This window comes from Amycolatopsis sp. NBC_00348 (genome assembly GCF_036114655.1).
Classification (GTDB): Bacteria; Actinomycetota; Actinomycetes; order Mycobacteriales; family Pseudonocardiaceae; genus Amycolatopsis.
Genome location: NZ_CP107994.1, coordinates 2,161,843 through 2,186,555 on the forward strand (window position 1 = coordinate 2,161,843; position 24,713 = coordinate 2,186,555).

General features: G+C 71.2%; 25 protein-coding genes. 13 read left to right on the top strand and 12 right to left on the bottom strand.

The genetic code is table 11. The features are described from left to right. Positions 1 to 196: 196 nt before the first annotated feature. A complete protein-coding gene (locus tag OHS58_RS09715) occupies positions 197 to 1,087 on the top strand; it encodes a universal stress protein (RefSeq protein ID WP_328647968.1) in 891 nt (296 codons plus the stop codon). A 23-nt stretch (positions 1,088 to 1,110) separates the two neighbouring features. Here OHS58_RS09715 and OHS58_RS09720 read toward each other — a convergent pair whose 3' ends face one another. Further along, the gene (locus tag OHS58_RS09720; protein ID WP_328647969.1) at positions 1,111 to 3,774 is read right to left on the bottom strand and encodes a cation-translocating P-type ATPase; all 2,664 of its coding nucleotides are present in this window, start codon (positions 3,772 to 3,774) and stop codon (positions 1,111 to 1,113) included. Between the two features lie 261 nt (positions 3,775 to 4,035). Here OHS58_RS09720 and OHS58_RS09725 point away from each other — a divergent pair, with 261 nt between their 5' ends. Beyond that, complete coding sequence (locus tag OHS58_RS09725) at positions 4,036 to 4,239, top strand: hypothetical protein (RefSeq protein ID WP_328647970.1); 204 nt, start codon at positions 4,036 to 4,038, stop codon at positions 4,237 to 4,239. After that, positions 4,220 to 4,654: a hypothetical protein gene (locus tag OHS58_RS09730; protein WP_328647971.1), complete on the top strand. Its 435-nt coding sequence runs from the start codon at positions 4,220 to 4,222 to the stop codon at positions 4,652 to 4,654. Before OHS58_RS09725 ends, OHS58_RS09730 begins: the two co-directional genes overlap by 20 nt. Positions 4,655 to 4,711: 57 nt before the next feature. Here the strand turns inward: OHS58_RS09730 and OHS58_RS09735 are convergent, their stop codons facing one another. Then, complete coding sequence (locus OHS58_RS09735; RefSeq protein WP_328647972.1) at positions 4,712 to 5,305, bottom strand: hypothetical protein; 594 nt, start codon at positions 5,303 to 5,305, stop codon at positions 4,712 to 4,714. A gap of 360 nt (positions 5,306 to 5,665) precedes the next feature. On the opposite strand from OHS58_RS09735, the gene OHS58_RS09740 reads away from it, so the two are divergent. Beyond that, a complete protein-coding gene (locus OHS58_RS09740; RefSeq protein WP_328647973.1) occupies positions 5,666 to 5,818 on the top strand; it encodes a hypothetical protein in 153 nt (50 codons plus the stop codon). Between the two features lie 1,765 nt (positions 5,819 to 7,583). On the opposite strand, the gene OHS58_RS09745 is transcribed toward OHS58_RS09740, so the two are convergent. From OHS58_RS09745 to OHS58_RS09760, 4 genes are all read right to left on the bottom strand, one after another. Further along, positions 7,584 to 8,069 (bottom strand): STAS domain-containing protein, encoded by a 486-nt coding sequence (locus OHS58_RS09745; RefSeq protein WP_328647974.1) that lies wholly within the window; start codon positions 8,067 to 8,069, stop codon positions 7,584 to 7,586. A 1-nt stretch (position 8,070) separates the two neighbouring features. Further along, positions 8,071 to 8,523: an ATP-binding protein gene (locus OHS58_RS09750; RefSeq protein WP_328647975.1), complete on the bottom strand. Its 453-nt coding sequence runs from the start codon at positions 8,521 to 8,523 to the stop codon at positions 8,071 to 8,073. A 178-nt stretch (positions 8,524 to 8,701) separates the two neighbouring features. After that, positions 8,702 to 10,198, bottom strand: coding sequence for a cryptochrome/photolyase family protein (locus OHS58_RS09755; RefSeq protein ID WP_328647976.1), 1,497 nt, complete (start codon positions 10,196 to 10,198; stop codon positions 8,702 to 8,704). 162 nt (positions 10,199 to 10,360) lie between these two features. Further along, a complete protein-coding gene (locus tag OHS58_RS09760) occupies positions 10,361 to 11,272 on the bottom strand; it encodes a LysR family transcriptional regulator (protein ID WP_328647977.1) in 912 nt (303 codons plus the stop codon). A gap of 84 nt (positions 11,273 to 11,356) precedes the next feature. On the opposite strand from OHS58_RS09760, the gene OHS58_RS09765 reads away from it, so the two are divergent. The 8 genes from OHS58_RS09765 to OHS58_RS09800 all read left to right on the top strand — a co-directional run bounded on the left by OHS58_RS09765 (position 11,357) and on the right by OHS58_RS09800 (position 18,875). Next, positions 11,357 to 12,319 (top strand): cyclase family protein, encoded by a 963-nt coding sequence (locus OHS58_RS09765; RefSeq protein ID WP_328647978.1) that lies wholly within the window; start codon positions 11,357 to 11,359, stop codon positions 12,317 to 12,319. A gap of 27 nt (positions 12,320 to 12,346) precedes the next feature. After that, positions 12,347 to 13,471, top strand: coding sequence for an FAD-dependent oxidoreductase (locus tag OHS58_RS09770; RefSeq protein ID WP_328647979.1), 1,125 nt, complete (start codon positions 12,347 to 12,349; stop codon positions 13,469 to 13,471). Positions 13,472 to 13,487: 16 nt separating this feature from the next. Beyond that, the gene (locus tag OHS58_RS09775; protein ID WP_328647980.1) at positions 13,488 to 14,426 is read left to right on the top strand and encodes a VOC family protein; all 939 of its coding nucleotides are present in this window, start codon (positions 13,488 to 13,490) and stop codon (positions 14,424 to 14,426) included. 7 nt (positions 14,427 to 14,433) lie between these two features. Then, entirely contained in the window at positions 14,434 to 15,390 is a 957-nt protein-coding gene (locus OHS58_RS09780; protein ID WP_328647981.1) for a fumarylacetoacetate hydrolase family protein, read from the top strand. 34 nt (positions 15,391 to 15,424) lie between these two features. Continuing rightward, on the top strand, positions 15,425 to 16,570 hold the full coding sequence (locus OHS58_RS09785; protein WP_328647982.1) for an alpha/beta hydrolase family protein: 1,146 nt from the start codon (positions 15,425 to 15,427) through the stop codon (positions 16,568 to 16,570). A gap of 385 nt (positions 16,571 to 16,955) precedes the next feature. Next, entirely contained in the window at positions 16,956 to 17,570 is a 615-nt protein-coding gene (locus tag OHS58_RS09790) for an RNA polymerase sigma factor (RefSeq protein WP_328647983.1), read from the top strand. Next, a complete protein-coding gene (locus tag OHS58_RS09795) occupies positions 17,527 to 18,228 on the top strand; it encodes an anti-sigma factor domain-containing protein (RefSeq protein ID WP_328647984.1) in 702 nt (233 codons plus the stop codon). Before OHS58_RS09790 ends, OHS58_RS09795 begins: the two co-directional genes overlap by 44 nt. Before the next feature lie 86 nt (positions 18,229 to 18,314). Continuing rightward, entirely contained in the window at positions 18,315 to 18,875 is a 561-nt protein-coding gene (locus tag OHS58_RS09800; RefSeq protein WP_326950122.1) for a hypothetical protein, read from the top strand. Positions 18,876 to 18,974: 99 nt separating this feature from the next. Here the strand turns inward: OHS58_RS09800 and OHS58_RS09805 are convergent, their stop codons facing one another. From OHS58_RS09805 to OHS58_RS09815, 3 genes are all read right to left on the bottom strand, one after another. Then, the gene (locus OHS58_RS09805) at positions 18,975 to 19,322 is read right to left on the bottom strand and encodes an STAS domain-containing protein (RefSeq protein ID WP_328647985.1); all 348 of its coding nucleotides are present in this window, start codon (positions 19,320 to 19,322) and stop codon (positions 18,975 to 18,977) included. Between the two features lie 207 nt (positions 19,323 to 19,529). Further along, positions 19,530 to 20,237 (bottom strand): GAF and ANTAR domain-containing protein, encoded by a 708-nt coding sequence (locus OHS58_RS09810; protein ID WP_328647986.1) that lies wholly within the window; start codon positions 20,235 to 20,237, stop codon positions 19,530 to 19,532. Positions 20,238 to 20,286: 49 nt separating this feature from the next. Next, positions 20,287 to 21,477: an FAD-dependent monooxygenase gene (locus OHS58_RS09815; RefSeq protein WP_328647987.1), complete on the bottom strand. Its 1,191-nt coding sequence runs from the start codon at positions 21,475 to 21,477 to the stop codon at positions 20,287 to 20,289. 59 nt (positions 21,478 to 21,536) lie between these two features. On the opposite strand from OHS58_RS09815, the gene OHS58_RS09820 reads away from it, so the two are divergent. Next, a complete protein-coding gene (locus tag OHS58_RS09820) occupies positions 21,537 to 22,037 on the top strand; it encodes a MarR family winged helix-turn-helix transcriptional regulator (protein ID WP_326952899.1) in 501 nt (166 codons plus the stop codon). A gap of 113 nt (positions 22,038 to 22,150) precedes the next feature. Here the strand turns inward: OHS58_RS09820 and OHS58_RS09825 are convergent, their stop codons facing one another. From OHS58_RS09825 to OHS58_RS09835, 3 genes are read right to left on the bottom strand one after another with little or no spacing between them, the layout of a single operon-like run. Further along, positions 22,151 to 23,197 (bottom strand): alcohol dehydrogenase catalytic domain-containing protein, encoded by a 1,047-nt coding sequence (locus tag OHS58_RS09825; RefSeq protein ID WP_328647988.1) that lies wholly within the window; start codon positions 23,195 to 23,197, stop codon positions 22,151 to 22,153. Next, positions 23,198 to 23,950 carry an SDR family oxidoreductase gene (locus tag OHS58_RS09830; protein WP_328647989.1) on the bottom strand — a complete coding sequence of 251 codons (753 nt, stop codon included), beginning with the start codon at positions 23,948 to 23,950 and terminating at the stop codon, positions 23,198 to 23,200. Between the two features lies 1 nt (position 23,951). Next, positions 23,952 to 24,683 (bottom strand): FadR/GntR family transcriptional regulator, encoded by a 732-nt coding sequence (locus OHS58_RS09835; protein WP_328647990.1) that lies wholly within the window; start codon positions 24,681 to 24,683, stop codon positions 23,952 to 23,954. Positions 24,684 to 24,713 lie beyond the last annotated feature (30 nt).

Genomic DNA, 24,713 nt, shown 5'->3' on the forward strand with positions numbered 1-24,713 from the left:
TGGGCCGTCGTGCGGGCCGGGCACTGGTGCCGAAATCCTCGGAACACGGTGACTTTGGTGCACCGTCCGGCCGGTCGCGCGCGGGAAAGCAGGGAAGAAAGTCACCGGGAAACGCGGTGGAATCCTCTGGTGCCCGGCTTTCCCGGAGGAACAGGCTCGGGTTCCACCAGTTCGCGACACTCGAGGAGTTCCTCTCATGGCCGACAACACAACCAGGCAGCAGATCATCGTCGGCGTGGACGGTTCGGCTTCGGCGCTGCAAGCCGCGCGCTGGGCGGGCGACGAGGCCGCGCGCCGGCATCTGCCGGTGCGGGTCGTGCACGCTGTGGCGGTGCCCGCGCTGTCCTACGGCGCCGGCGTCCGGCCACCGGACGGATTCTCCGAGGTCCTGGAAACGCAGGGCCGCCAGTGGCTCGCCGACGCCGAGACCGCCATCCGGTCAGGCCACCCCGACCTGGAAATCCACACCGACCTGGCGACGGGTAGCCCGGTGACCGAACTGCTCAAGGCATCGGCGGACGCCCGCCTGGTCGCGCTCGGCTCCCGGGGTCTGGGCGGGTTCAGCGGCATGCTGACCGGTTCCACGGTGGTGGCGATGGTCGCGCGGGGCCGGTGCCCGATCGTGGTGGTCCGTGGCGGCGGCCGTGAGAACGGCCCGGTGGTGCTCGGCATGGACGGCTCCCCGGCGAACGAGCCCGCGATCGCGGTGGCCTTCGACGAGGCATCGTCGCGGGGAGCGGACCTGGTCGCCGTGCACAGCTGGCTGTCGGTCTCCGCGGGCACCGCACACACCCTCGGCCAGCAGCTGCTCGACGACTTCGACGCCCTCGAGGGCAACGAACGCGAACTCCTGGCGGAACGGCTCGCCGGCTGGCAGGAGAAGTACCCGGACGTCACGGTTCGGCGCGTCGTCGCGCGGGACCACCCGGTGCGCTGCCTGCTCGACCACTCCGCCGACGCCCAGCTGCTCGTGGTCGGGAGCCGCGGCCTCGGTGGCTTCTCCGGCATGCTGACGGGGTCGACGAGCCAGGCGCTGATCCACCACGCCACCTGCCCGCTTCTGGTCGTCCAGTCACCCACACCGTGAGCTGAGCAGACCTCGAAGGCCGCTCACCGCGTCGCCGCCGGAACCAGGGGTTCCGGCCGGTCGGCGCGGTGCCGGCGTCCGGGGCGCCAGAGGAACTTGTCGACCTCGGCGACCAGGAACGTGGTGACGGCGAGGCCGAGCACCAGTAGCCACCCCCCGACGGTCAGCGGCGCGGTGTGGAACAGCTCGTTCATCAGCGGGACGTAGAGGATCGACGCCTGCAGCGCGATCATGACGGCGACGCCGCCGAGCACCCAGGGGTTCCAGCCCGTCGGCCGGAACCGGTCGAGGGACCGGCAGCTGAACAGGTACGCGATCTGTGCGAACACGAACACGGTGATCGTGACCGAGCGTGCGCCGGTGACGGACGCGCCGGCGCGCAGCTGCCAGGTGAACACCGCGAACGAACCCGCGACGAGGATGACCGAGACGAGCGAGATCCGCCTGAGCAGGTCGGTGGTCATCAGCGCCTGCCCCGGCGGGCGGGGCCGGCGGGCCATGATGCCCGTTTCCTTCGGTTCGAAGGCCAGCGAGAGGCCGAGGAAGACCGCGGTGGTCATGTTGATCCACAGCACCTGGACCGGGAGCATCGGCAGCTGCGCGCCGAGCACGATCGCGACCAGGATGACCAGCCCTTCGGCGATGTTGGTCGGCAGCGTCCACGCCATGAACTTGCGGATGTTGTCGAACACGGCCCGGCCTTCTTCGACGGCGGCCTCGATGGTCGCGAAGTCGTCGTTCGCCAGCACCATGTCGGCGGCTTCCTTGGCGACTTCGGTCCCGCTGCGCCCCATCGCGATCCCGATGTCGGCCTTGCGCAGGGCGGGCGCGTCGTTCACGCCGTCGCCGGTCATCGCGACCACGTCGCCGCACTCCTGCAGGAGGGTGACCAGCCGCAGTTTCTGCTCCGGGGAAACGCGGGCGAAGACGTCCACGCCGGCGAGGGCGTCGTCCGGCGTGACGGCGATTTCGGCCCCGGTGAGGACTTTCGGTTCCCCGTCGGCCAGCGCGAAGGTCCGGGCGATCGCGCGTGCGGTTTCGCCGTGGTCGCCGGTGATCATCTTGACCGCGATCCCGGCCCGCCGGCACGCCGCTACGGATGCCACCGCGGCCGGGCGCGGCGGATCGTGCATGGCCTGGAAACCGACGAGGGTCAGTCCTTCCGGCGACGCCTCGCCGGGAAAGGCGTCGTCGCGCGCGGGGGTGAACGTCGCGAAGGCCAGTACCCGCAAACCTCGGCGGGCGAAGGTTTCCGCGGTCTCGCGTTGCGCGCTCGTCGCCGGCGGCTCGGCGGTCCCGTCTTCCCGCAGCTGGTCGTGGCACAGTGCGAGGACCGTTTCGGGTGCCCCCTTCAGGTATCCGGTCAACCGGCCGTCGGCGGTTCGGTGCACCGTCGCCATGAGGTTCCGCCCGGACTCGAAGGGCAGCACGTCGACGCGCGGCCGGGCGGACCGTTCCGCGCCGATGTCCAGCCCGGCTTCCCGCGCCGCGATGAGCAGGGCGGTCTCGGTCGGATCGCCGACTGCCGCATCGGTGCCGCCGGCCGGTTGCGCTTCGTTGCACAGCACCCCGGTGAGCAGGCACTCCCGCAGCGCCGGCGGGAGCGGGGCGTCGCCGGCCCACTCGTGGGTGCGGCCGCCGGCGACGACGGTGGTCACGGTCATCCGGTTGGTGGTGAGGGTGCCGGTCTTGTCGGTGCAGATGACGGTGGTGCCGCCTAGCGTCTCCACGGACGGCAGCCGCCGGACGATCGCGCCGCGCCGGGCCATCCGGACGACGCCGATCGCCAGCACGATGGACACCGCGGCCGGCAGGCCTTCGGGAATCGCGCCGACCGCCATCGTCACCGCCGCGGTGAACATCTCCCCGGCCCGGTAGCCCCGCAGCAACCCGATGACGAACAAGACGACCGCCAGCGCCACGATGCCGACCGAGAGCCGGCGGCTGAACCCGGACAGCTTGCGCGTCAACGGTGTGGTCGGCACGCCGGTGGCGGTCATGAGCTGGTTGATCAGCCCCAGCTCGGTGCCCGCGCCGATCGCCACGACGACGGCCGCGCCCTCGCCCCGGGTCACGACGGTGCCCGCGTGCGCGATGTTGCGCCGATCGGCGAGCGCGGTGGCCCGGGGGAGCGCGCCGGGGGTCTTCGTGACGGGCGCGGCCTCACCGGTGAGCGCGGATTCGTCGATCTGCAGCTCGTGCGCCGACAGCAGCAGGTAGTCGGCCGCGACCTTGTCCCCGGCGCGGAGGTGGACGAGATCTCCGACGGCCAGCTTTTCCGCCCGGATCCAGACGGTGACACCGTCGCGCACCACCCGGACCCCGGTGGCCACCATGCCGGCCAGCGCGGCGAGCGCGTGCTCGGCCCGCGATTCCTGGAGCAGTCCGACGACCGCGTTGAGCAGCACGACGGCGAAGATCACGCTCGAGTCGACGAACTGGCCGAGACTCAGGGTCACGCCGGCCGAGACGAGCAGGACGTAGACGAGCGGATCGTTGAACTGGCGGAAGAACCGGCCGAGCGCGGAGGTGGCCCGGCCGGTCGGGAGCACGTTCAGTCCGTTGTGGACATTCCGTGCGGTGGCCTCGGCTTCGGTCAAACCGGTTTGCTCGTCGGTCTCGAGCAGGGTGATCGTCTCGGCCGCTTCGATCGTGTGCGCCGGCGGCCGGATGGCGGTGTCGATCACGGGGCGCACGGCCTGAGAGGTGTCGGCACTCGCATGATCGTGTCCCATCAATGGTGTGGCGAACATTTCATCCCGATTGTCCGGGTCGTCGCGTCGCCGGGCACAGGGCCGAACTGCTCCGCAGCCGTGGACGGAAGACCTCGTGTTCCTCGGCCGACGGTGGCGTCGACGCGTCGCCTGACGCAGAAAGGACCGGGAGACCTGTTCCCGAGGGACCAAGGACTCTTCAGCCACCAGGGCGTCCGGTCGCAGAGTCCGGTCATGACTCTTGCCGAACGCCGGGGTACCCGGACCGGCAGACCCGACGGACCGGTCCTGCGCCAGGCCGCCCGGGCGCCCTACCTCATGTCCGGCGCGCTCGCCGCCGTGGCCACGGCCGTCGCGGTCGTGAGCTTGACGCTGCCGTCGTTGTTGTCCGGAGTCGAGGCCGCCAAAGGAGACGACCATGACGCCTCATCACGATGATGCGGTGACAGCAAGGAAAAACCGGCTGTGGGTGGCCGGCGCGCTCGGTGTGTTGTTGCTCGCGGTGCCGGCCCTCAGGAAGTGGCAGCTGCGTTGGGGCGCCGACCATCACGAAGTCATCGCGGCCCTGGCCGGGGACGATCTCATCGCTGAGCCCGATCTCGTGGCGACCCGTGCCATCACGATCACCGCGCCCGCGTCACAAGTGTGGCCGTGGCTCGCCCAGCTGGGCCAGGCACGCGGCGGGTTCTACAGCTACGACGTCCTGGAAAACCTGGTGGGCTGCGACATCCACAGCGCCGAGCGCATCGTCGCCGCATGGCAGCACGTCGAGGTGGGCGACGAGGTGAAGCTCCACCCGGACGTCTCGATGGCCGTCGCCGGCATCGAGGAAGGTCGGGCCCTGGTGCTGTGAGGCGCTGTGCCGATGGGAAAGGCCGCGGCGCCCTACGACTGCACCTGGGCCTTCGTCCTACGCGACCGACCGGACGGCTCGACGCGGCTGGTGATGCGCGAACGATACGGCTACTCGCGCCGCTGGGCGGGCGTGCTGATCGAGCCGGTCGAGGCGGTCAGCTTCGTGATGAGCCGGAAGATGCTCATGGGGATTCGGGACCGCGCCGAAGCCGGGCGCACTCAGCACGAAACGACGAGGACGGGAGGCCGGCATGCGGGCGCATGACGACGAGAGCCGGCGACGGAGCACGCTGATCATCCCGATCGTGGACGTACTGCGGCAGGTGTCGCTGCGGATCGTGACGGTGCCGAGCAGCGCGCGCAGGCGGGCGAGGAGTTCGTCGAGTTCGACGGGCTTGGGCAGGTGGTCGTCGGCGCCGGCGTCGAGTGCCTGGTCGCCTTCGGCGCGCAGGACGCGGCAGACGCCGAGGCTGTCGACGCCGGGCATCATGACGTCGAGGATCAGCACGTCGAAGTCGTTTTCCGGGCCGTGGCCGGTACGGAGACGAAGTAGGGCCGGTCGGCACCGGCGGCGTTCAGGGGAGATTACGATCTGACTGTGGGAGATCGGTGGCCAGATCGACGCGGCCTGCCGGCTTGAAACGATCATCGTTCCGAACGTTTCGTTGTCGACAACGTTGTCGCGATCAAGAACCTCGTAGCAGCCACCTGCTCAGTGCTGTGGACGGCAACGGCGTCAAACATGAATGTGTTGTTGGCATAGGGAAAACTAGAAGACGCCTTCCGGGTGGTGGCTCGCTTCACTGTTCACTCGTTCGAGTGGATCACGGTCGCGACGAGTTGCAATGACGTCGTGTGAGTAGCTCTAATGGTTGATCCACACCGTTCGGGAGGTTGGCCGATGAGTATTCCTGGACACGTATTCCCAGCCATGCAGAATCGCGTGTCCCGCCAGCGGCCGATTCGCGCAGCTGATCGGAATCGCTTTCTTCTGTATGCTTTGGTCGTCTTGGCCGTGGTCCCGGCCGACGACAGCGGCACTGCGTGGGCGATGGTCGGGCTCGTCGCCACCGTGGCCCTGCTCTCGGTGGCTCGCCGGACGCTGCGCCGAGCCTCCGCGAAGATCGACGCGGCTTTGACGGACGAACTCGACACCCGGTGATCGCGCAGGCGCGCAGACCGGCCCTGAGCCGGGACGGTCGCCGCGTGGAGGATGACCACGTCGTCGAGCCGACGTGGCTACAGGTCGAAGTGGACTGTGCGAATCCGACAAGGTGCGCCTCGTCGCCGATCATGAGTACCGGTGATGCTGTCGACGTACTGCCATCAGCTCACAGACGGTGCTGAGGAGTGTCCCTTCAGGAGCTTGGACTCGACCCTGGGCGACCGGCTTCCGCTCGGACCGGCCGCCGGGCGAGCCCGCCGCGGCCTCGGCACCCGCACGCGCGCCGCCGGAACCTCCTCGTCCCCACTCGCTGGGCCGAGTGATGGCTTGCCGGTCTCGGTCGACTCGACCTCGGCCCGTTTCCGATGTGCCCGCGTGGTGGGTGCGTCGAGTACCGCCTCGATCCGGTCCAGCCGCCGCAGCAGGCGATCCAGCATCTCCCGGGACCGCGCCACCAGCTCGACGCGTCGCCGGATCTGCTCGGCAACCTTGGTCCTCAGTTCATCGGCCCGATCCCTGACGCGGGCCACCTCGTCCCGCCGATCACGCTCATCGGACTCGTTGTCACGGGCGTCAGCCGCAGCCTCACGCCGGCTCGGAGACTGAAACCTCGCCAGGTCTCGCTCTGGCTGGTCCATCCCATGACGGTACTGGTACGCCAGCCTGACCAGAAGGGTGGAAATCCGGCCGACCGTCGCCCGGGTCCGGGGCGAACTTGGCTCAGTAGGTACGGCAAACCCCTCAAGCGCGTTCGCGGTTCTAGCCGGCCGGGTCGTGTCCAGCACCGTCGGGTGACAACCGCGCGGGCCATCTCGGCCAACGGCAAGCAGGCGGAATCGTCCTGGCCCAAGAGAATCGTCCGCGCCTGCGTCGGAAGCAAGCGAGCCACAGCCACCTGAGGCCGGCGCTGTGGATGCCGCTCGGCGACACCACCGGACTCGCCACCCGCCATCAGCTTGAGTCGGGCACCCACCGAAGGCCGAATCGGCCGGATCAAGGCGCCTGCCTCATCCCGCACCTCCGGCGCGGCTCCTTCAGCCTCCCGGCGTGGTGGGTGTCACGCAACACGTCTCGTCAGAGGGTTCCCGGCGCGCGGCAGGCAGGCACGGCGGGTTCGAGTCGTGGCTGAGCGGCGATCCGCAGCGGTCCAGGCCGCTGCTCGGGCTCACCCGGAGCTGTGGGCGGACGTGACGAAGTGCGTTGGAGGCGAGCCGCTACTCGGCGCTTCCGTTGTTGCGGTCACGGCTCCTGGCTGTGCTAGCGGCTCTGGCGACGACCGGCGGGGCGGCCCGAACGCTTGCCGGGCTGGTTGCGTACTGGCCTGGGCGCCGGCTCGGTCCAGTCCTCCGATGACACGCCGACGGATGGGGGCGGCGCGAGGAACAAGCTCCCGTAGCGATCATTCTGCGCTGTGGGATGAAGCTGGGCCCGGGATTGCTGGACGACAGGGTGGCTGAACAGCGAACTGTCCGTTGTGGGAGTACTGATACATAATCCTTTCGAGAAACGATGCAGGTCGGTGGCTGCCGCCTCCCCGGTCAAGCCGGAAGCGACGAGCGGTGTGCAGGACCTGCGGGACTGCGAGCGGCACCGGGGGATCCCGGCCGGCAACACTGTCCTCGACAGCTGACACAAGTCAGCCGGCCAGCGGAGACGACGCGGGTTGAGCGACCGCGTACGAATGCCTCCGAGCCAGACCCATGGTACCCCTACGAGCCCTGTGGTGACGACTCAGCCGGCTGTGTTCGGTGTCGCGCCCGGGCTACGCGTCCGGACGTCGGACGGCGTGATCGGTCCGGTTTCCGGCGTCGAGTGCTTCGCCGACGGTGTGGTACAGCCGCAGCACGACATCGAGACCGGTGACTTCGATGGGGCGGATGACGGGGCTGTTGGAATCCACGACGATGCGCAACGGTTTCCGGTGCGCATCTGCGTGTGTGTTGGCCGCGAGGAGTGCGGCGAGCCCGGCCGAGTCGAGGAAGCCGACCTGCGTCAGATCCAGGACGCAGGCGTCACCGGAGGTGCTGTCGATCGCAGTGGTGACCGCTGTCCGCAGGTGCGCCGCGGTTTCCCCGTCGATTTCGCCGGTCACTGTGACCACACAGGTGCCGTTCACGGCACGGTCGACGATGCCCAGCCCGGGCGGTGGCGCCTCGGCCGGCGGCCGGCTCGCGGTTGCGAGCGGTATCGGGCGGGCGAGGACGCGCCGCGCCTCACCGCTGCGGTATCCGACGCGATCGGAGGACACGTCAGCGGGACCAGTCTTGGGTCGTGGCCAAGTGCGGAGCGTTGCCCGCGCGGTCCAAGGCGAGTTCGGCCCAGACGGTCTTGGTGTGGGCGTGGTGGGTCACTCCCCACGCCGGGGCGAGCCGGTCGACCAGCATCAGCCCGCGACCACCGGTCTCGTCCGCGGTGCGGATGCGGGGCTGGTGCGGGGAGGCGTCATCCACTTCGACGCGGAGGTGTCGGCCCCGGCCGCCGAACGTGAGGCGGCAGGTGCGCGGCGACTGCCCGTGCTGGTGGGCGTTGCTGACCAGTTCGTCGATCACGAGGACCGCGTCGTCGACCGGGATCCCGCGGTAGCTCGCGAGCAGGTCGCGGACGTGCCGGCGAATCTCCCTGGTGGCGGTCGTGTCGAGGTCGTAGATCGCGTCGCTCGTGCTGGACGTGCTGTGCTCGGATTCCCCCGGTTGCGCGGACATCCGTCCCACCCACCTTCGTCATGGCCGACACGGGCTTGTCGCGCCATGTGGCGCAGGTACCCACTGGTCGGAGGTGACCAAACGTCCGCGTCGCGGACGTCTCCGGCAGGCCGGTCGGGCTTGATCGCCCGCATCCGGCGGAGCTGCAGCTGAGCAGCGGCGTTTGCCGGCGGTTCGCTCAGAAGTGGTCGCGCTCGGCTTCCCGGGCGACGACCTCGTCGAGGTCGGCCAGCCGGCGCAGGCCGTTCAGCGGCTGCCGCATCCGGTGGTTCCCGCGCAGCCGCTCGGCGTTGCGGTCGAGGAACGCCCAATATCCCGCGGTGAACGGGCACGCGCGCGGCCCCGTCCGCTGCTTCGGGTCGTAGACGCAGCCGCCGCAGTGGTCGCTCATCCGGTGGATGTACGCACCGCCGGCGGCGTACGGCTTGGTCCCGACGATGCCGCCGTCGGCGTACTGGCTCATGCCGATCACGTTGGCGGGCATCACCCACGGGAAGCCGTCGACGAACGCCGTGGCGAACCAGGCGTTCAGCTCGGCCGGGTCGTACCCGCGCTGCAACGCGTGGTTCCCGAGCACCATCAGCCGTTCGATGTGGTGGGCGTAGCCCCGGTCGCGGACACCGGCCAGCGCGGTCCGCAGGCAGGCCGCTTCGACGGCGTCCGCGTCCAGCTGCCACCACCAGTCCGGTAGCTTGCGGCGAGCCTGCAACGCGTTGCGGCGCAAGTAATCCGGGCCCAGGTGCCAGTACAGGTGCCACACCCACTCGCGCCAGCCGAGCACCTGGCGGACGAAGCCCTCGACGCCTTCGAGCGGCGCCGTCCCGTCGCGCCACCGCGCCTCGGCCTGGCGCACGACGTCCAGCGGGTCCAGCAGCCCGAGGTTGAGCGGGACCGACAACAGGGCGTGCGCCATCGCCCAGTCGTGGGTGAGCATCGCGTCCTGGTGCGGGCCGAACGCGGCCAGGCGGTGGTCGAGGAAGCGGCGCAGCGCGCGCTGCGCCTCGTCGTGCCCGACGGCGAACCGGCGCGGGCCGTCGACGCCGACGGGGTGGATCGTCCCGGCACGCTCGGCCTGGTCGAGTTCGGCGCGGACCCGGTCGTCGATCGGATTCTCCCGCGGCTGCCACGGCGCGGGGACGTCGAGGCGGGTGGTCTTCGGCGGCGGCTCGCGGTTGTCGCGGTCGTAGTTCCAGTGCCCGCCCGCGGGCGAGCCGTCCGGTTCCAGGAGTACCTCGAACCGGCTGCGCTGGTCGCGGTAGAAGTCCTCCATGACGAACCGCTTCCGCCCGGACGCCCACTCCGCGAAGTCCTCTTTGGACCGGACGAACCCCGGTGTGGGCAGGATGGCCTCGACGACGCCTTCGTCGCGCAATCGGCGGACGAGTGCGTCCGCGGCGTGGGAGTTCGGCTCGTGCACCACCACCGGCCGCCCGAAGCGGCGCAGCCCGGTCCGGTAGTCCGGGGCGTCGAGCAGGGTGACGCGGTCGCCGAGGTCCTCGGCCAGCCGGTACAGGGCGGCCTGGACCAGGTGCAGCTTCTGCCGGTGGAACGGTTTCGCGCCGAACGCGGTGGCCGACCGGATCAGCAGCACCTCCCGGTCGTGGTGCTCCGGTGTGCTGTGGAAGTGGGGCCCGAGCTGATCGGCGAACAGCCACAAGGCCGCCTGTCCTCGCATACGGCGAACCCTAACGCGCACCGCTCGGCCGCGCGCTCCAACCGGTTCGGACAAGCCCGCCAAACGGCGCGAGCGGCGCGGCCGCCGGATGCGAGAGCACCGGAACGCAGGAAGCTGTCTCCAGTCACGGGCCGGTCACCGCCGTCGCGGATGGTGTCCCGGTCAGGCGGAGATCTGCGTCGCTGCTGTGGCGACGAGGTTGCGCAGGTAGCGGTGTTCGGGATCGTCGTCGTGGATCGGGTGCCACCACATCGCCTCGAGCAGCGGGCTCACCTCGAACGGGCACTCCAGTGCCCGGACGCCGAGGGTCGCCGGGATCCGGTCCGCCAACCGCCGTTGCAACAGCGCCACGCGGCCGGAACCGGCGACCAGTCCGGGAATCGCGAGAAAGGACTCGGTGACGATCTGCACGCGCGGCTCGATGCCCAGCATGCGCATCTGCCGAGCGGCCGGCGTCGACGCGGTCGGTCCGTGGTAGGTGACCACCCACGGCATCGTTTCGAGCTGCCCGGCCGTGAGGGAGTCCCCGACCTCGGGGTTGTCGGCGGCGACGAGGCAGACCCACTCGTCGGTGTAGAGGTCCTGGTGCCGCAGCCCGTGGACGAAGCCGTGCGGCAGCAGCAACAGGTCGATCCCCGTCAGGACCTGTTCGGCGGTGTCGACCAGCCGCGGGGTGTTGGCCAGCATGCGCAGCTGCGCGCCGGGTGCCGCGGTATCGAGCAGCGCGGCGAGGGCCGGGCCGAGCACGGCGGCGCCGTAGTCGCTGACCACGAACGAGAACTCCCGGGTGGTGGCGGCCGGGTCGAAGTCGGCCGCCGCGGTGAAGACCCGGTCCACCCCGGCCAGGGCGACCCGGACGCGTTCTTTCAGCTGGACCGCCAGCGGCGTGAGGCGGGACGTGTTGCCGACCCGGGTGAGCAGCTCGTCGTGGAAGTGCCGGCGCAGCCGCCCGAGCTGCGCGGAGACCGCCGGCTGGCTCAGGCCCACCTGCTCGGCCGCGCGGGTGACGCTGCGCTGCTGCAGCAGCGCGTCCAGCGTGACCAGCAGGTTCAGGTCCAGCGTGGCGAGGTTCACCGCCGCAGGATATCCATGACGCTGATGTGGCGCATCAGCTGATTCGTCTTCCCGGATGGCGATCGAGGCCGCACAGTGAACGACGTGGAACGAAACGATCCCGAAGGCGCGATCGCAGCGGCGGCGAAACGATGCTCGAACCGGGGCCGCTGGGGGCCGGACGACGTGCTCGGCACGCTGAACCACCTGGACGCGGCCAAGCGCGTGGAAGGCGCCACCTTGGTCCGGCGCGGCGTGAGCTTCTCCCTGGCCCAGAGCTTCGACGCGAACGGCCCGCAGAAGGGCTGGCGCCGGCGCACGAACCCGGTGCACACCATGCTCGACACCGGCGTGGACGCCGAGCGCGGCACGCAAGGTTTCCCGCACGGGCTCGGCGGCGCCGACGACGTCGTGTTCATGCCGTTGCAGGCCTCGACGCAGTGGGACGGGCTCGGGCACATCTTCGACCACGGCCGCGCGTACAACGGTCGCCGCGCCGGTGACGTCGTGACCAGCGAAGGGGATCAGGTCACCGGCATCGAGACGACGGCCGGGCTCATCGCGGGCCGCGGTGTGCTGCTCGACGTGGGACGGGCAGTCGGCGCGGACGGCGAGCTGCCGGACGGGTTCGCGATCACCGTCGACCACCTCGAAGCCACGATCGCCGCCCACGGCGACACGGCCCGGGTCGGTCGCGGCGACCTGGTCCTTGTGCGGACCGGCCGGCTCGCCCGGGCGCGGCGCGAAGGCTGGGGCGACTACGCGGGCGGGGACTCACCCGGCCTGTCCTTCACCACCGCGCAGTGGCTGCACGACACCGACATCGCCGGGATCGCCACCGACACCTGGGGCGTGGAAGTGCGGCCGAACGAGTTCGACGTCGCCTTCCAGCCGCTGCACCAGGTCGCCATCCCGCACATCGGCCTGTTCCTCGGGGAGATGTGGGACCTCGACGCCCTCGCCGAAGACTGCGCGGCGGACGGCGTCCACGAGTTCTGGCTGACCGCCGCCCCGCTGCCGGTCACCGGCGCCGTCGGCGCGCCGGTCGCCCCCATCGCCGTCAAGTGACCGTCCGCTGAGGACAAAGGAGTCGTCGTGCCAGCCGTGAACAACGTCCTCGTCGTCGGCGGGGGATTGGCCGGATCGGCCACCGCGATCCACCTCGCCGCGCGCGGGATCGCCGTCGACCTGATCGACGTCATGCCCGACGTCGCTGTCCTCGGATCGGGAATCACCCTGCAGGGCAACGCCTTGCGTGAACTGCACCGCCTCGGCGTGTGGGAGCGGGTGCGGGAGGAGGGCTACAGCTTCGACAGTGTCGGCTTGCGTGCCCCGGATGGCACGCTGCTCGTGGAGATGCCCGATGCCCGCACCGGCGGACCCGACCTGCCGGCCGCCATGGGGATGCCGCGGCCCGCCTTGGCGCGGATCCTCTTGGAGCGGGCCGGGGAGGCCGGCGCCGAAGTGCGGTTCGGGCTCGCCGTCACCGCGCTGGAGTGCGATCCAGCCGGTGTCGACGTGAGCTTCTCCGACGGATCGACCGGCCGGTACGACCTCGTCGTCGGGGCCGACGGCATCCGCTCGACGGTCCGGCGCCTGATCGGCGTCGAGACCGGCATCCGGGCCACCGGTATGGGGATCTGGCGGGCTTTCGGCCCGCGTCCGGCGTCGGTCACGCGGACCGATCTTTGTTACGGCGGCCCGTGCTACATCGCCGGGTACTGCCCGACCGGGGAGGATTCGCTCTACGCCTACCTGGTCGAGGACGCCCGGAACCGCGGCGCGCTCAGCGCCGGAGAACGCCTCGAGACGATGCGGGAGCTCGCGTCGGCCTACCACGGGCCGTGGGACGAGATCCGTGCCGCGCTCGATGACCCGGAACGTATCCACTACACGTGGTTCGAGACCCACGTCCTGCCGCCGCCCTGGCACCGCGGCCGGGTCGTGCTGGTCGGCGACGCCGTGCACTCCTGCCCACCGACCCTCGCCCAGGGCGGCGCCCAGGCGCTGGAGGACGCCGCGGTCCTGACCGAGCTGCTCGACAAGCACGACCGCGTGGACGAGCAGCTGTGGACCGCGTTCACCGACCGCCGCCACGCCCGCGCCAATGCCGTCGTCGAGGCGTCCAACCAGCTGGGGCAGTGGCTGCTCGACCGCGAGCAGGGCGACGTCCCGGGCCTGATGCGCCGGATCGCCGAACTCGTCTCCCAGCCCGCCTGACCCTCCGGAGGACTCCGTGACCGATCGCCTGATCACCCACCTGCGGCACGTCGACCTCGCCGTGCCCGACTTCGCCCGGCAGCAGGACTTCTTCACCGGCGCCTGGGGCCTGAGCACCGAACACGCCGACACCGGCATCGCCTTCCTCGCCGCGGAGGGCTCACCCGAGCAGTACGTCGTCCGGCTGCGCCAGGCCGAGGACAAGCGGATCGACCTGATCGCCTTCGGCGCCGCCACTCCCGCGGACGTCGACACCCTCGCCGCGCGGCTGGCCACGTCCGGCGTCACCCTCGTGCACGAGCCGAAGACCCTGGACACCCCCGGCGGCGGTCACGGGTTCCGGTTCTTCGACAACGAGGGCCGCACGATCGAGGTCAGCGCCGATGTCACGGTCCGCGCGCACCGCAGGATCGAGGCCGGGGAGTCCGTCCCCGTGCGACTGTCGCATGTGGTCATCAACTCCGCCGACCCGGAAGGCACCCGCGCGTTCTACGAACGCCACCTCGGGTTCCGCCTCTCGGACACGCTCATGCACCCGCGCATGGGCGAGATGATGTGGTTCCTGCGCATCAACGCCTGGCACCACAGCCTCGCGATCGCCCGCGGCCCGCACCCGTCGCTGCACCACGCGTCCTTCGAACTGCGTGGGCTCGACGAGTACATGCGGGGCACCGGCCGGCTGTTGCGCGCCGGAGTGGAGAAGATCTGGGGCCCCGGCCGGCACCTGGCCGGGAACAACACCTTCAGCTACTTCCTCGACCCGCACGGCAACACCCTCGAATACACCACCGAACTGGACGAGGTCGACGAGGACACCTGGCACCCGCACCTCTACGACTTCGGCAAGCCGGAGGTCTCCGACCAGTGGGGGACCGCGAACGCGATGAACGAGTTCGTCGCGCGGAAGTCGTTCAACGACCCCGACAAGGGCCTGTTCGTCGCACCGCCGGTGTGAGGCGGTCATGCGATTCGCCACCTACGAGAACAACGGAGCCGTCCACGCCGGTGTGGCCGGCGAGGACGGCCTGCACCCGTTGCCGGAGAACACCACCGTGCTCGACGTCGTGCGCACCGGGCTGCCCGCCGCGCTCGACGCGGGCGCGGAAGCCCTGCGCCGTCCGGCCGTGCCGTTGGCCGGCGTGCGGTTGCTGCCGCCCCTGGCTCCGCCCACCGTCCGCGACTTCGTGGCCTTCGAGGAACACGTCGAAGGCGTCGTCGCGAGCGTGTCCGGCGGGGCCGGGGTGCCCCCGGAGTGGTACGAGGCGCCGACGTTCTACTTCACCAACCCCTACGCCCTGCTCGGCGCCCACGACGACGTGCCGGTGCCGCCCGGTTGTGAGCTGTTCGACTTCGAGCTGGAGGTCGCCGCGGTCGTCGGCCGCGACGGCGCGTCCCTGACTCCCGAGCAGGCGCGGCAGGCGATCTTCGGCTACACGATCCTCAACGACTGGTCCGCCCGCGACCTGCAGCGTCGCGAGATGAAGGTCCAGCTCGGCCCGGCCAAGGGCAAGGACTCCGCCACGACGCTCGGGCCGTGGCTGGTGACCGCCGACGAACTGGCGGCGCACCACGACGAGGACGGCTTCCTCACCCTCGAGATGAGCGTCTCGGCCAACGGTGCGCGGATCGGGCACGACCTGCTGTCCAACATGGGCTGGCCGTTCGCCGAACTCGTCTCCTACGCCTCACGCGGTACGTGGGTTCGCGCCGGTGACGTCCTCGGCTCCGGGACCTGCGGCAACGGTGGCTGCCTGGCCGAGCTGTGGGGCCGCGGCCGGGACATTCCGGCCCTGGCGCCGGGTGACGTCGTCGAGATGACCGTCGAGGGACTGGGCACGATCCGCAACACCGTCATCGCCGGCACCACGCTGCCGCCGGTTCCCGCCGCCCGCTCGCGTTCGGGACGGCGAACGCGATGACAGTCCGCAGCACTTTCCCGACGAGAGGACGAACGTGTTCGAGTACTTCCCCGCGAACTACCCGTGGAGCCTGGGGGTCGTCGCGACCCTCAACAGCGGTGGGCTCATCGACGAGGTCGACCGGGCCTGCCGTCCCATCCGTGAAGCCGCCACCCGCGGCGAGGACGCCGGCACTCCCGACTTCCTGCACGCCTGGACCGCGTTGACCGACCAGCTCGTCAGGCAGGCGGAAGAGGCCGAGAAGGAGGGGCACCGCCGCACCGCCGGACAGCTCTACGCGCGCGCCACCAACTACCTCGCCCAGGCCGAACGCCTGCAGAGCGCGTCGGCCGCGGGACGGCTCGACAGCTACCGCCGCGTGCTCGAGCTGCAGCAGAAGGCGTTCGACCTCAAGGATCCCGGTCTCAGCCGCGTCGAGGTCCCGTACGAAGGCACCACGCTGCCCGCCTACTTCAGCGCCGCGGGCGAGAACGCCCCGGTGATGATCCTGTGGAACGGGCTGGACTCGACGAAAGAGCACATGTACGCCTCCGGGCACTGGGCCGAGCTGGCCGCGCGCGGGATCTCGTGCCTGATGGTCGACTGCCCGGGTTCCGGTGAGGCGCTGCGCGTGCAGGGACTCACCGCTCGGGTCGACACCGAGGCCTGGGCGAGCGCGTGCGTCGACTACCTCGAGTCCCGCGACGACGTCGACCCGGCCCGGATCGGGCTGGTGGGCTGGTCGCTCGGCGGTTACTACGCCCCACGGGCCGCGGCGTTCGAGAAGCGGCTCGCCCTGGTTGTCGCGTGGGGAGCGAACCACGACTGGGGCGCCGTGCAGCGGCGGCGCCTGGAACGCGAAGGCGAGCGCCCGGTCCCGCACTACTGGGAGCACGTCCTGTGGGTGTGGGGTCACGAGAACCTCGACGAGTTCATCACCTTCGCCGACCAGGTGAACCTCGACGGCGTCGTCGAGCACATCACCGTGCCGTTCCTCGTCTGCCACGGCGAGCGCGACCGGCAGATCCCGCTGGAGTACGCGCACCGCTCCTACGACCAGGCCGTGCACAGTCCCGAGCGGAAGCTGCGCGTGTTCACCGCCGGGGAAGGCGCCAGCGAGCACATCGGGCTGGACCACCTCGGCCACGTCAGCACCTACATCGCCGACTGGGTGAGCGACGTGTTCGCGGCGACGCGCTGACCGATGCGGCACCCGGTGGCGGAACTCGGCCGGTGCGCAGGCCGGCAGCGCGTGCCCGCACGAGGAGATGTGCACCGGCAGCCGCCCGGCGATCTGCGAAGTCGTCGTCCACTGTGGACACGACCGCACCCGCCGCGCCCGGCCGGCAGGGCGGCGTGGACGAGCTGGAAGCTGCGTGCTGGTGGTTCGCCCCGGACCGGCCGGCCGGATGCAGTGCGGGGCGTTCTTTCCGGATCCCGTCGCCCGCGCATCCGCAGCGCCATCGCCGGACGTAGTCCCTACAGCCGGCACTCTCGCTGCCCGGTCCACGAGCACCAGCCGGGAGCCGACGATGCTGATGACCGAAGGTGTCGCCTCGCCGCCGCCTGCGGCTAGGGTGTCGTCCGTGTCCGACGATGGCGCGCCGAACGACCCGGCCGACGATCTCGGCCGGCGCTTCGCCGCCGGCGAGCCGGGGACCCTGCGCGCGGTGTTCGACCGCTACGGCCCCGCGGTGCAACGGCTGGCCCGGGCCGGTCTGCGCGACTCCGCCGACGTCGACGACGTCGTGCAGGCCACCTTCGTCTCCGCGTGGAGCGGCCGGCAGACCTACGACCCGGACAAGGCCGGGTTGCCGGCCTGGCTGCTCGGGATCGCCCGCCACCGGATCGTCGACCTGCTGCGGGCGCGGGGTCGCCGGCAGCGGGACAGCGACGCGATGGCCGCCGTCGCCCCGGCCGAGGAGGTCGTCGCCGATTCGCCGGACCGCGTCGTGGACCGCCTGGTCGTCGCCGACGGGCTGACCCGGTTGCCGGACGCGCAGCGGGAAGTGCTCCAGCTCGCCTTCTATGCTGATCTGACCCACACTCAGATAGCCGAGCGGACCGGACTGCCCCTGGGCACGGTGAAGAGCCACCTCCGCCGCGGGATGCAGAACCTGCGTTCCCAGCTCGACCGCACGCCGGAGGAGGTGAACGATGTCGCACCCGGACCCCGATCGTCTCGTGCTGCTCGCCCTTGACGAAGAACGTCCCGGCCCGGCCGACACCGCCCACCTCGATCACTGCGCCGACTGCCGGGAAGAGCTCGCCGCGCTGCGCGAGGTCGCCGGGCTCGGCCGGGAGACGAAGACGGAGACGTCGTTGCCCCCGGTGCGGGAAGCGGTCTGGGAGCGGATCGCGGCCGAAACGGGCCAGGCGACCGACGGGGGACAGGTGCGCCCGGGCGGCGAACCGGTTGGCACGCGGGGACTTTCGCGCGGAGTCCGGTACGCGATCATCGCGGCCGCCGCGGCCGCGGTCGGCGTGGCCGGCACCCTGATCGCCGTCGGCACGGGTGGCGCGGACGCCCGGATCGTCGCGGAAACCCGGCTGAACCCGCAGCAGTCCGCGCCGGCCGGCGCGGCCGGGAAGGTCCAGCTCATCGACACGGGCGCGGGCTCGTTGCGGCTCAAGGTCGAGCTGACCGGCATGCCCGCGCCGGCCGGGCTGTACGAGATCTGGCTCTACGACGGCGCCAAGACCATGATCCCGCTGGGGGTGACGGCCGGCAGCGAAGCCGATGTCGCCGTTCCGCCGAACATCGCGCTGAGTGGCTACCCCGTCGTCGACGTCTCCGTGCAGCAGCTGGGGCAGCAGGAGCACGGCGTCAGCATGCTGCAAGGCACTTTCGGCACCTGAGCGGCCGGTTTCCTTTTCCTGCATCCGTTCGGTCGTCTTCCCGCGTACCCCTGGTGTCCGGGAAGCAACGAGAACGGAGTCATCTCATGCGTCTTCGCATGTTGGGGGTGTCCATCGCGGCCGCGGCGGTCATGGCCGGTGCCGTCGCCGCGCCCGCCCAGGCGGCCCAGTCGGTGAGCGCTTCGTCGCACACCGTCTCGCACCACCACTGGTACCACTTCGGCAAGGGGCGCACGGATCTGACCTTGGACGCCGCGGCCGGGGCGGCACTCACGTCGCTGGGCGTGAAGGTTTCGCCGGTGCTGGCCAGGGTCAGCCATCCCGCGGGCAAGACGGTGTTCGGCTTCACGATCGTCGGCAACCCGAACGACGGGACGATCGAGCACGTCGGCGGCCTGGTGCTGCGCGCCGGCGGCAAATGCCTCTACCTGACCGGCTACACGATCGACCTCAAGCGCGGTGTGCTCAGCGGCCGGATCGACTTCGGGGCGCGTGCCGACCTGTTCACGATCGGCGCGGCCACACCCGACGGTGTCACCCTGGCGCTCACCGCGCCCGCGGCGGCCCTGCTGAACAAGACGTTCGGCGTCACCGCGTTCACGCGAGGGTTGGTCATCGGCTACGGCAACCCGATGATCCGCAAGTAGGGATCGGCGGGACGGCGAATGGCCGGTGGGGCGGCCGGAGTTTCGGTCACCCCACCAGCCATTCGCCCGGATCCGCCGCGGATGGGTGGCGTCGGGGTGTCAGGCAGGATCGGGAGTGGTGTCTGTTGCCGGGTCGACGGCGGCGACCAGGGACTGGGTGAGCCGGCGCACGGCTGTCTCGACGTCCGGCACGATCGTGATGTCGCGGTCCAGTCCCAGCAGGGTCAACGGTCGCAGCACCACGTACTGGCTGGTGGCCACCACCATCTGCCGGCCGTCGCCGGTGATCCGCCGCCCGGCGGCCGGCAACTGCCCGAGGACGCACGAGCCGCAGAACGTCACTTCGGTCAGGTCGACCACGACCGGTTTGGCCGCGGCATCGGCCAGGGCCAGGGTCGCGCCGAGCAGCGGGTCGGCGGCCAGGTCCAGCTCGTCGCTGCCGCGCACCTGATTGTGACCTCCTGCTTCCGGAGAGTGGCACTTCGGCGCGAGACAAGGCGTCGGTGCAGCCCGGCCGCGGGAAGCGATGCCTCCGGCCGGCTCGACACACACGCCGAGCCGTATTCCACAGTGGACTCCTCGGCGAGACTCAGACGATCGTGCTGCGGGAGAACGGAAGGCCACCGTCGTTTCGGGAGATCGCGCCGAAGGTGGTCAGCGAGCCGTGTCCTGGCCGCTCTGCTCGACCAGCCACGTCGCGACGGCGTGGAGTTTGAGGTTGGCGTGCTGTGAGGTGCGCACCAGCATGGAGAAGGCGTCCTCGACGCTGATCCGGTGGCGTTCCACGAGGATGCCCTTGGCGATTCCGATCGTGTCGCGGTGGCGGATCGCGGCCTGCAGGTGGTGTTCGGTCTGGGCTCCGACGAGTGCGACAGCGGCGTGGCTGGCGAACAGCAGCCCTTCGCTTTCCGCCTCGGCGCTGAAGGCGTCCGGTCGAGATGAGTACAGGTTGAGGGCGCCCAGGGTGGTGTCGGTGACGAACAACCGGTACGCCAGCATCGACCGCACTCCCAGACTGACCGCGGCCGGGCCGAACCGTGGCCAGCGCCGCTCGTGCTCCAGGTCCCCGGTGCGGTAGGTCTGGTGCTCGGCGATGGCGCCCAGGCATGGTCCTTCCTGGAAGCGGGCCTGCAGCTTGTCCACTGTGACCACGAGCTCGTCGGTCGGCGCCATGGTGCGGATCACGCCGTTCTCCCGCAGGCTCAGACCGGCCGCGTCGCCGCCGATGTGCTCCACGGCGGCACGGGTGATCGCTTCCAGCGTCGATTCGACGTCGGGCTCGGCCTGCAGGGTGCGGGCGACCTCGCTGAGGATCGCGGCCAGCCCACCTGCGGCGGCAGGGCCGTCTCTTGTCGGGCTCATCCTTCTGGCTACCCCGTACGGCGGCCGGTCAAGCGGGAGCAGCGGCCGATCAGGCGTGTGCCGCCGCGATGGGCGGCAACGCCCGGTCGGTCTCGGCGACCCGGGTGAGCTTGGCCGTCAGCGGTGCGAGCTTCGGCGAGGTGAGAGCTTTGTCGAGCAGGCGGCGCAGGGTCAGGCCGAAGCGGGTCTGGGGGTAGGCGAAGGGCACGATCCACCGGGGGAGGTTCTGGACGTCGTCGACGAGGGGACGCATCCACTGCTCGTAGACGGTGAGCGCGGCATCGAGCCGGTCGGGTTCGGTGGTCAGGGAGGCGGCGAGGACGTATCCGCTGACGAGCGCGAGTGAGGCGCCGCCGCCACCCATCGGGGTGACGCACCAGCCGGCGTCCCCGGCGAGGCACACCCGCCCGCGGTGCCAGGTGGGCATGCGGATCTGGGTGAGGTTGTCGATGTAGACGTCCTCGGAGCGGTCGAAGCCGTCGAGGATCCGGGAGGTTTCCCAGCCGGCGTCGGCGAAGCGGTCGCGGACGCGGGCCAGGGCATCGGCGCGGGAGAGCCGGCCGAGGTCTTCGGCCCGGGCGTAGGCGAGGATGGCGCGGGTGGTGCCGTGGTTGTCGGGCCGCAGGTGGACCTGCCGGCCGCCGACGGTGGTGAACCAGCGCCACCGGTCGTCGTCGCCGGTGGTGCGGGGGATCGTGCCGAAGACCATGGCGATGCCGAGGTCGCGGCGGTCGACCTGGTCGCCGAAGAGCTGGTCGCGGGTGGCGGAGCGGACCCCTTCGGCGATGACCAGCAGGTCAGCGCGCAGGACACGCCCGGATGCGGTGGTCACCGTGACCGCGTCGGTGCTGTCCACGACCTCGGCGATGGGGTCGCCGTAGCCGATGTCGACTCCCGCGGGCAGGTGCTGCAGGATCGTGCGGGCGAAATCGCCGCGCAGCACCTCGAGTTCGGCGGTCGCGCCGTCCGGACCGGAGGGCAGTTCCGCGGTCACCTTGCCCGAGGCGTCGACCAGAACCGTGCCGGTCTCGGTGGTGTTCTGCGCCCTGATCGCCTCGGTGAGCCCCATCCGTTCGAGCACGTCGCGGGCGACGCCGCGGACGTCGACGTTCTGCCCGCCGTCGCGGAACGCGCCGGACCGTTCCAGCACGGTCACGTCCCAGCCGGTGCGGCGCAGCCAGAAGGCGGCGGAGAGGCCGGCGATGCTCGCCCCGGAGATCACGGCGTGTCGCGTGGTCATGACTGCTCCTCTGCCTTGATTGCTTTATAGTAAAGCTACTATGGAGTGAAGGAGTTTGCATGGTGGACGTCGACCCGCTGTCGGTGGAGTGGACGGCGGCCCAGGTCGAGGTGATGCACCGCCTCCGCGACTGGGCGGTCGGTTTCACCGAGCTGAACCAGCACCTGGCGGCCTGGATGCGGCTACCGGGGTCTGATGCCAACGCGCTGGGGCAGATCGTCTGGGCGGACGAGGCGGGCGCGCCGCTTTCGCCGGCGGAGCTGTCCCGGCTCATCGGCATGACCACGGGCGCGACGACCGTGCTGCTGAACCGCCTCGAGACCGCGGGCCACGTTCACCGCAGCCGCGAGAGCGCCGACCGCCGGCGGGTGACCCTGCGGCCGACTCCGGCGGCACGCGATCGGGCGCGTGAGTTCCTGGCGTTCGCCGGCGTCGAGATCGCGCAGACCCTGGTTGCTGCCGACGCCGACGAGCTCCGCGTCGCCATCGGTTTCCTGGCGAAGATCACCGCTGCCGCCGCGGCGGCCAATCACCGCCTCGGCCACACGAGGCAGCGCTGAGCGAAGCGGGAGTGTGCGGTGGCCGGCCGGTCGGGGTGCGTGTCGCCCGGCTCGGAGGAGCGTACCGATGTCCGGCCACGTCGGTCAGGACGGCGGAGCCGGGGCGGCATCGCTCAGGGGGTCCCGAACCGCAGCAGGACCTTGCTCGACCGCTCCGGACGGCTCGCGACGGCCAGCGCCTCCTCCGCTTCGTCCACTGTGTACTCCGCGGAGACGATCGGGGCGAACAACGCCGGGTGCGCCGCGATCGTGGCCAGGGTTTCGGCCATCCCGCCCGCGAACCGGCTGGAGCCGGCGAACGTCAGCTCGCGGGGGACCGTGAGGTGCCACGGCCCCGCGACGCCGTCACCGGGCAGCTGGCCCACCTGGACCAGGGTGCCGCCGGGGAGCAGGGCGCCCAGTGCCGTCGCCACCGCCACCGGGGCGCCCGACGACTCGAACGCGACGTCCACCTGAGGCAAGGGCTCGCCGGCGGTCAGGGTGCCGGTCGCGCCGACTCGCCGCGCCACCGCCAGGGGCTGGGGGTGCAGATCGGTGACCGTCACCGCCGCCGCACCCTCGAGGTGCGCCAGGGCGACCACCAGCAGGCCGATCGGGCCCGCGCCGGTCACCAGGACGTGGCGGCCGCGCACCCCGCCGGCCAGCGCGGTCATGCGGGTCAGTGCGTGCCGGGCGACGGACGCCGGTTCGGCCAGTGCCGCCGTGCGCAACGGGAGCCCCGCCGGCACCGGGACGAGACGATGGCCGGGCACCAGCAGCCGCTCGGCGAAACCGCCGTGGGTGTGCGGGCGGCGGGCCGCGCTGCCCAGGTAGCGCAGGTGCGGGCACAGGTTGTCCCGGCCTTCGCGGCAGCGCGGGCACTCCCCGCAGGTCTGGGCCGGGTGAACGGCGACCGGCGTGCCGGCGGCCGGGCCCGAGCCGTCGGCGGCCGCGGTGCGGACCGTGCCGACGACCTCATGGCCCAGCACCATCGGGTCGGCCAGCACGGACTCGCCGACCTCGCCCCGCTGCCAGTAGTGGACGTCGGAGCCGCAGACGCCGCCGTAGGAGACGTCGACCACCGCGTCGCCCGCGCCGGGGGAGACGTCCGGGAAGTCCTGTGTGGACAGCCGGCCCGCGCCGAGCACCATCACGGCCCGGCCCATCGGGAGCACGGTCACTCAGATCACCGCCGTCAGGCCGCCGTCGACGTAGACGACCTGGCCGTTCACGAAGTCCGACGCGGCCGACGCGAGCCACACCGCCGGGCCGGTGACGTCCTCGGGGCGGCCCCACCGGCCGGCCGGGGTGCGCTGGGTGATCCACGCCGAGAACTCGGGGTCCGCCACCAGGGACGCGTTGAGCTCGGTGTCGAGGTAACCCGGCGCCAGGCCGTTCACCTGGATCCCGTGGCCAGCCCACTCCGCGCACATCGACCGGGTCAGCCCGGCGAGCCCGGTCTTGGCCGCGGCGTACGGCGCCGTCGTCGGCCGGACCAGGTGCGTCTGCACCGAGCAGATGTTGACGATCTTCCCGCTGCCGCGCGCGATCATCCCGCGCGCCAGTGTCCGGCCGACGACGAACGCGCTCGTCAGGTCGACGTCGACGACCCGGCGCCAGTCCTCGACCGGCAGCTCGGTGAGCGGGCCGCGGATCTGGATCCCGGCGTTGTTCACCAGGATGTCCGGGCAGCCGTGCTCGGCCACCAGCTGCTCGAGGGCCGCCTCCGCCGCGTCGCTGTCGGAGACGTCGAAGGCGCAGGTGAGGACGCCGTCGCCCAGCTCGGCGGCCGCCGTGGCGAGCTGATCGGCGTCCGGGCTGTTGAGCACCACGCGGGCACCGGCGGCGAGGTAGGCCTCGGCGATGGCCCGGCCGATGCCGCGTCGAGAGCCGGTGACCAGCGCGAGCTTCCCGGTCAGGTCGAAGGACGTCACGTCAGTTCTCCTCTTCGGAAGCAGTGCCGAGGACCTCGGCCCGCGCCTCGCGCACGAGCGCGCGGGACGCCGCCTCCGCCGCGGCCTGGTCGCCGGCCGCCACCGCGTCGACCAGCTCGCGGTGCCGGTCGAGCGACACCGCCGTCTCGTCGTTGAACGAGCGGTGCCCGGTGTACCGGGCGTGCAGGGTGGCCAGCACGGTCTGCACGAGCTGGCTGAGCACGTCGTTGTGCGCGCCGCGCAGCAGGGCTTCGTGGAACGCGGTGTCCGCGGTGGCGAAGTCGTGCGGTTTGCCGTCCTCGAACGCGGTCGTCATCCCGGCCAGCGCTTCGCGCAGGGTCGCCGTGGTCTCGTCGTCCCGGCCGGCCGCGGCGCTGCGCGCGGCCATCGGTTCGAGGGCCTCGCGCAGGGTGAGCAGCTCGCCGAGCTGGCGCCGGGAGTCGGGTCCGGCCGCGCGCCAGGTGATCACGCGCGGGTCGAGCAGGTTCCACGCCGCGACGGGCAGCACGGTGGTGCCGACGCGGTGGCGCGGCTGGACCATCCCGAGCCCGGTGAGCGTGCGCAGGACCTCCCGCACCACCGAGCGCGACACCCCGTGCTCCTGCTCGATCCGTTCCGTGGACAGCACCGATCCGGGGGCCAGCTCGCCCGTGGCGATCCGGCTGCCGATCGCGTCGACCACCTGTGCGTGCAGGCCGCCCGGTCCGCTCAGCGGGTTCACTTCGCCTCCCATTTGAGTATGATAAATCATACTCTAGCGAAG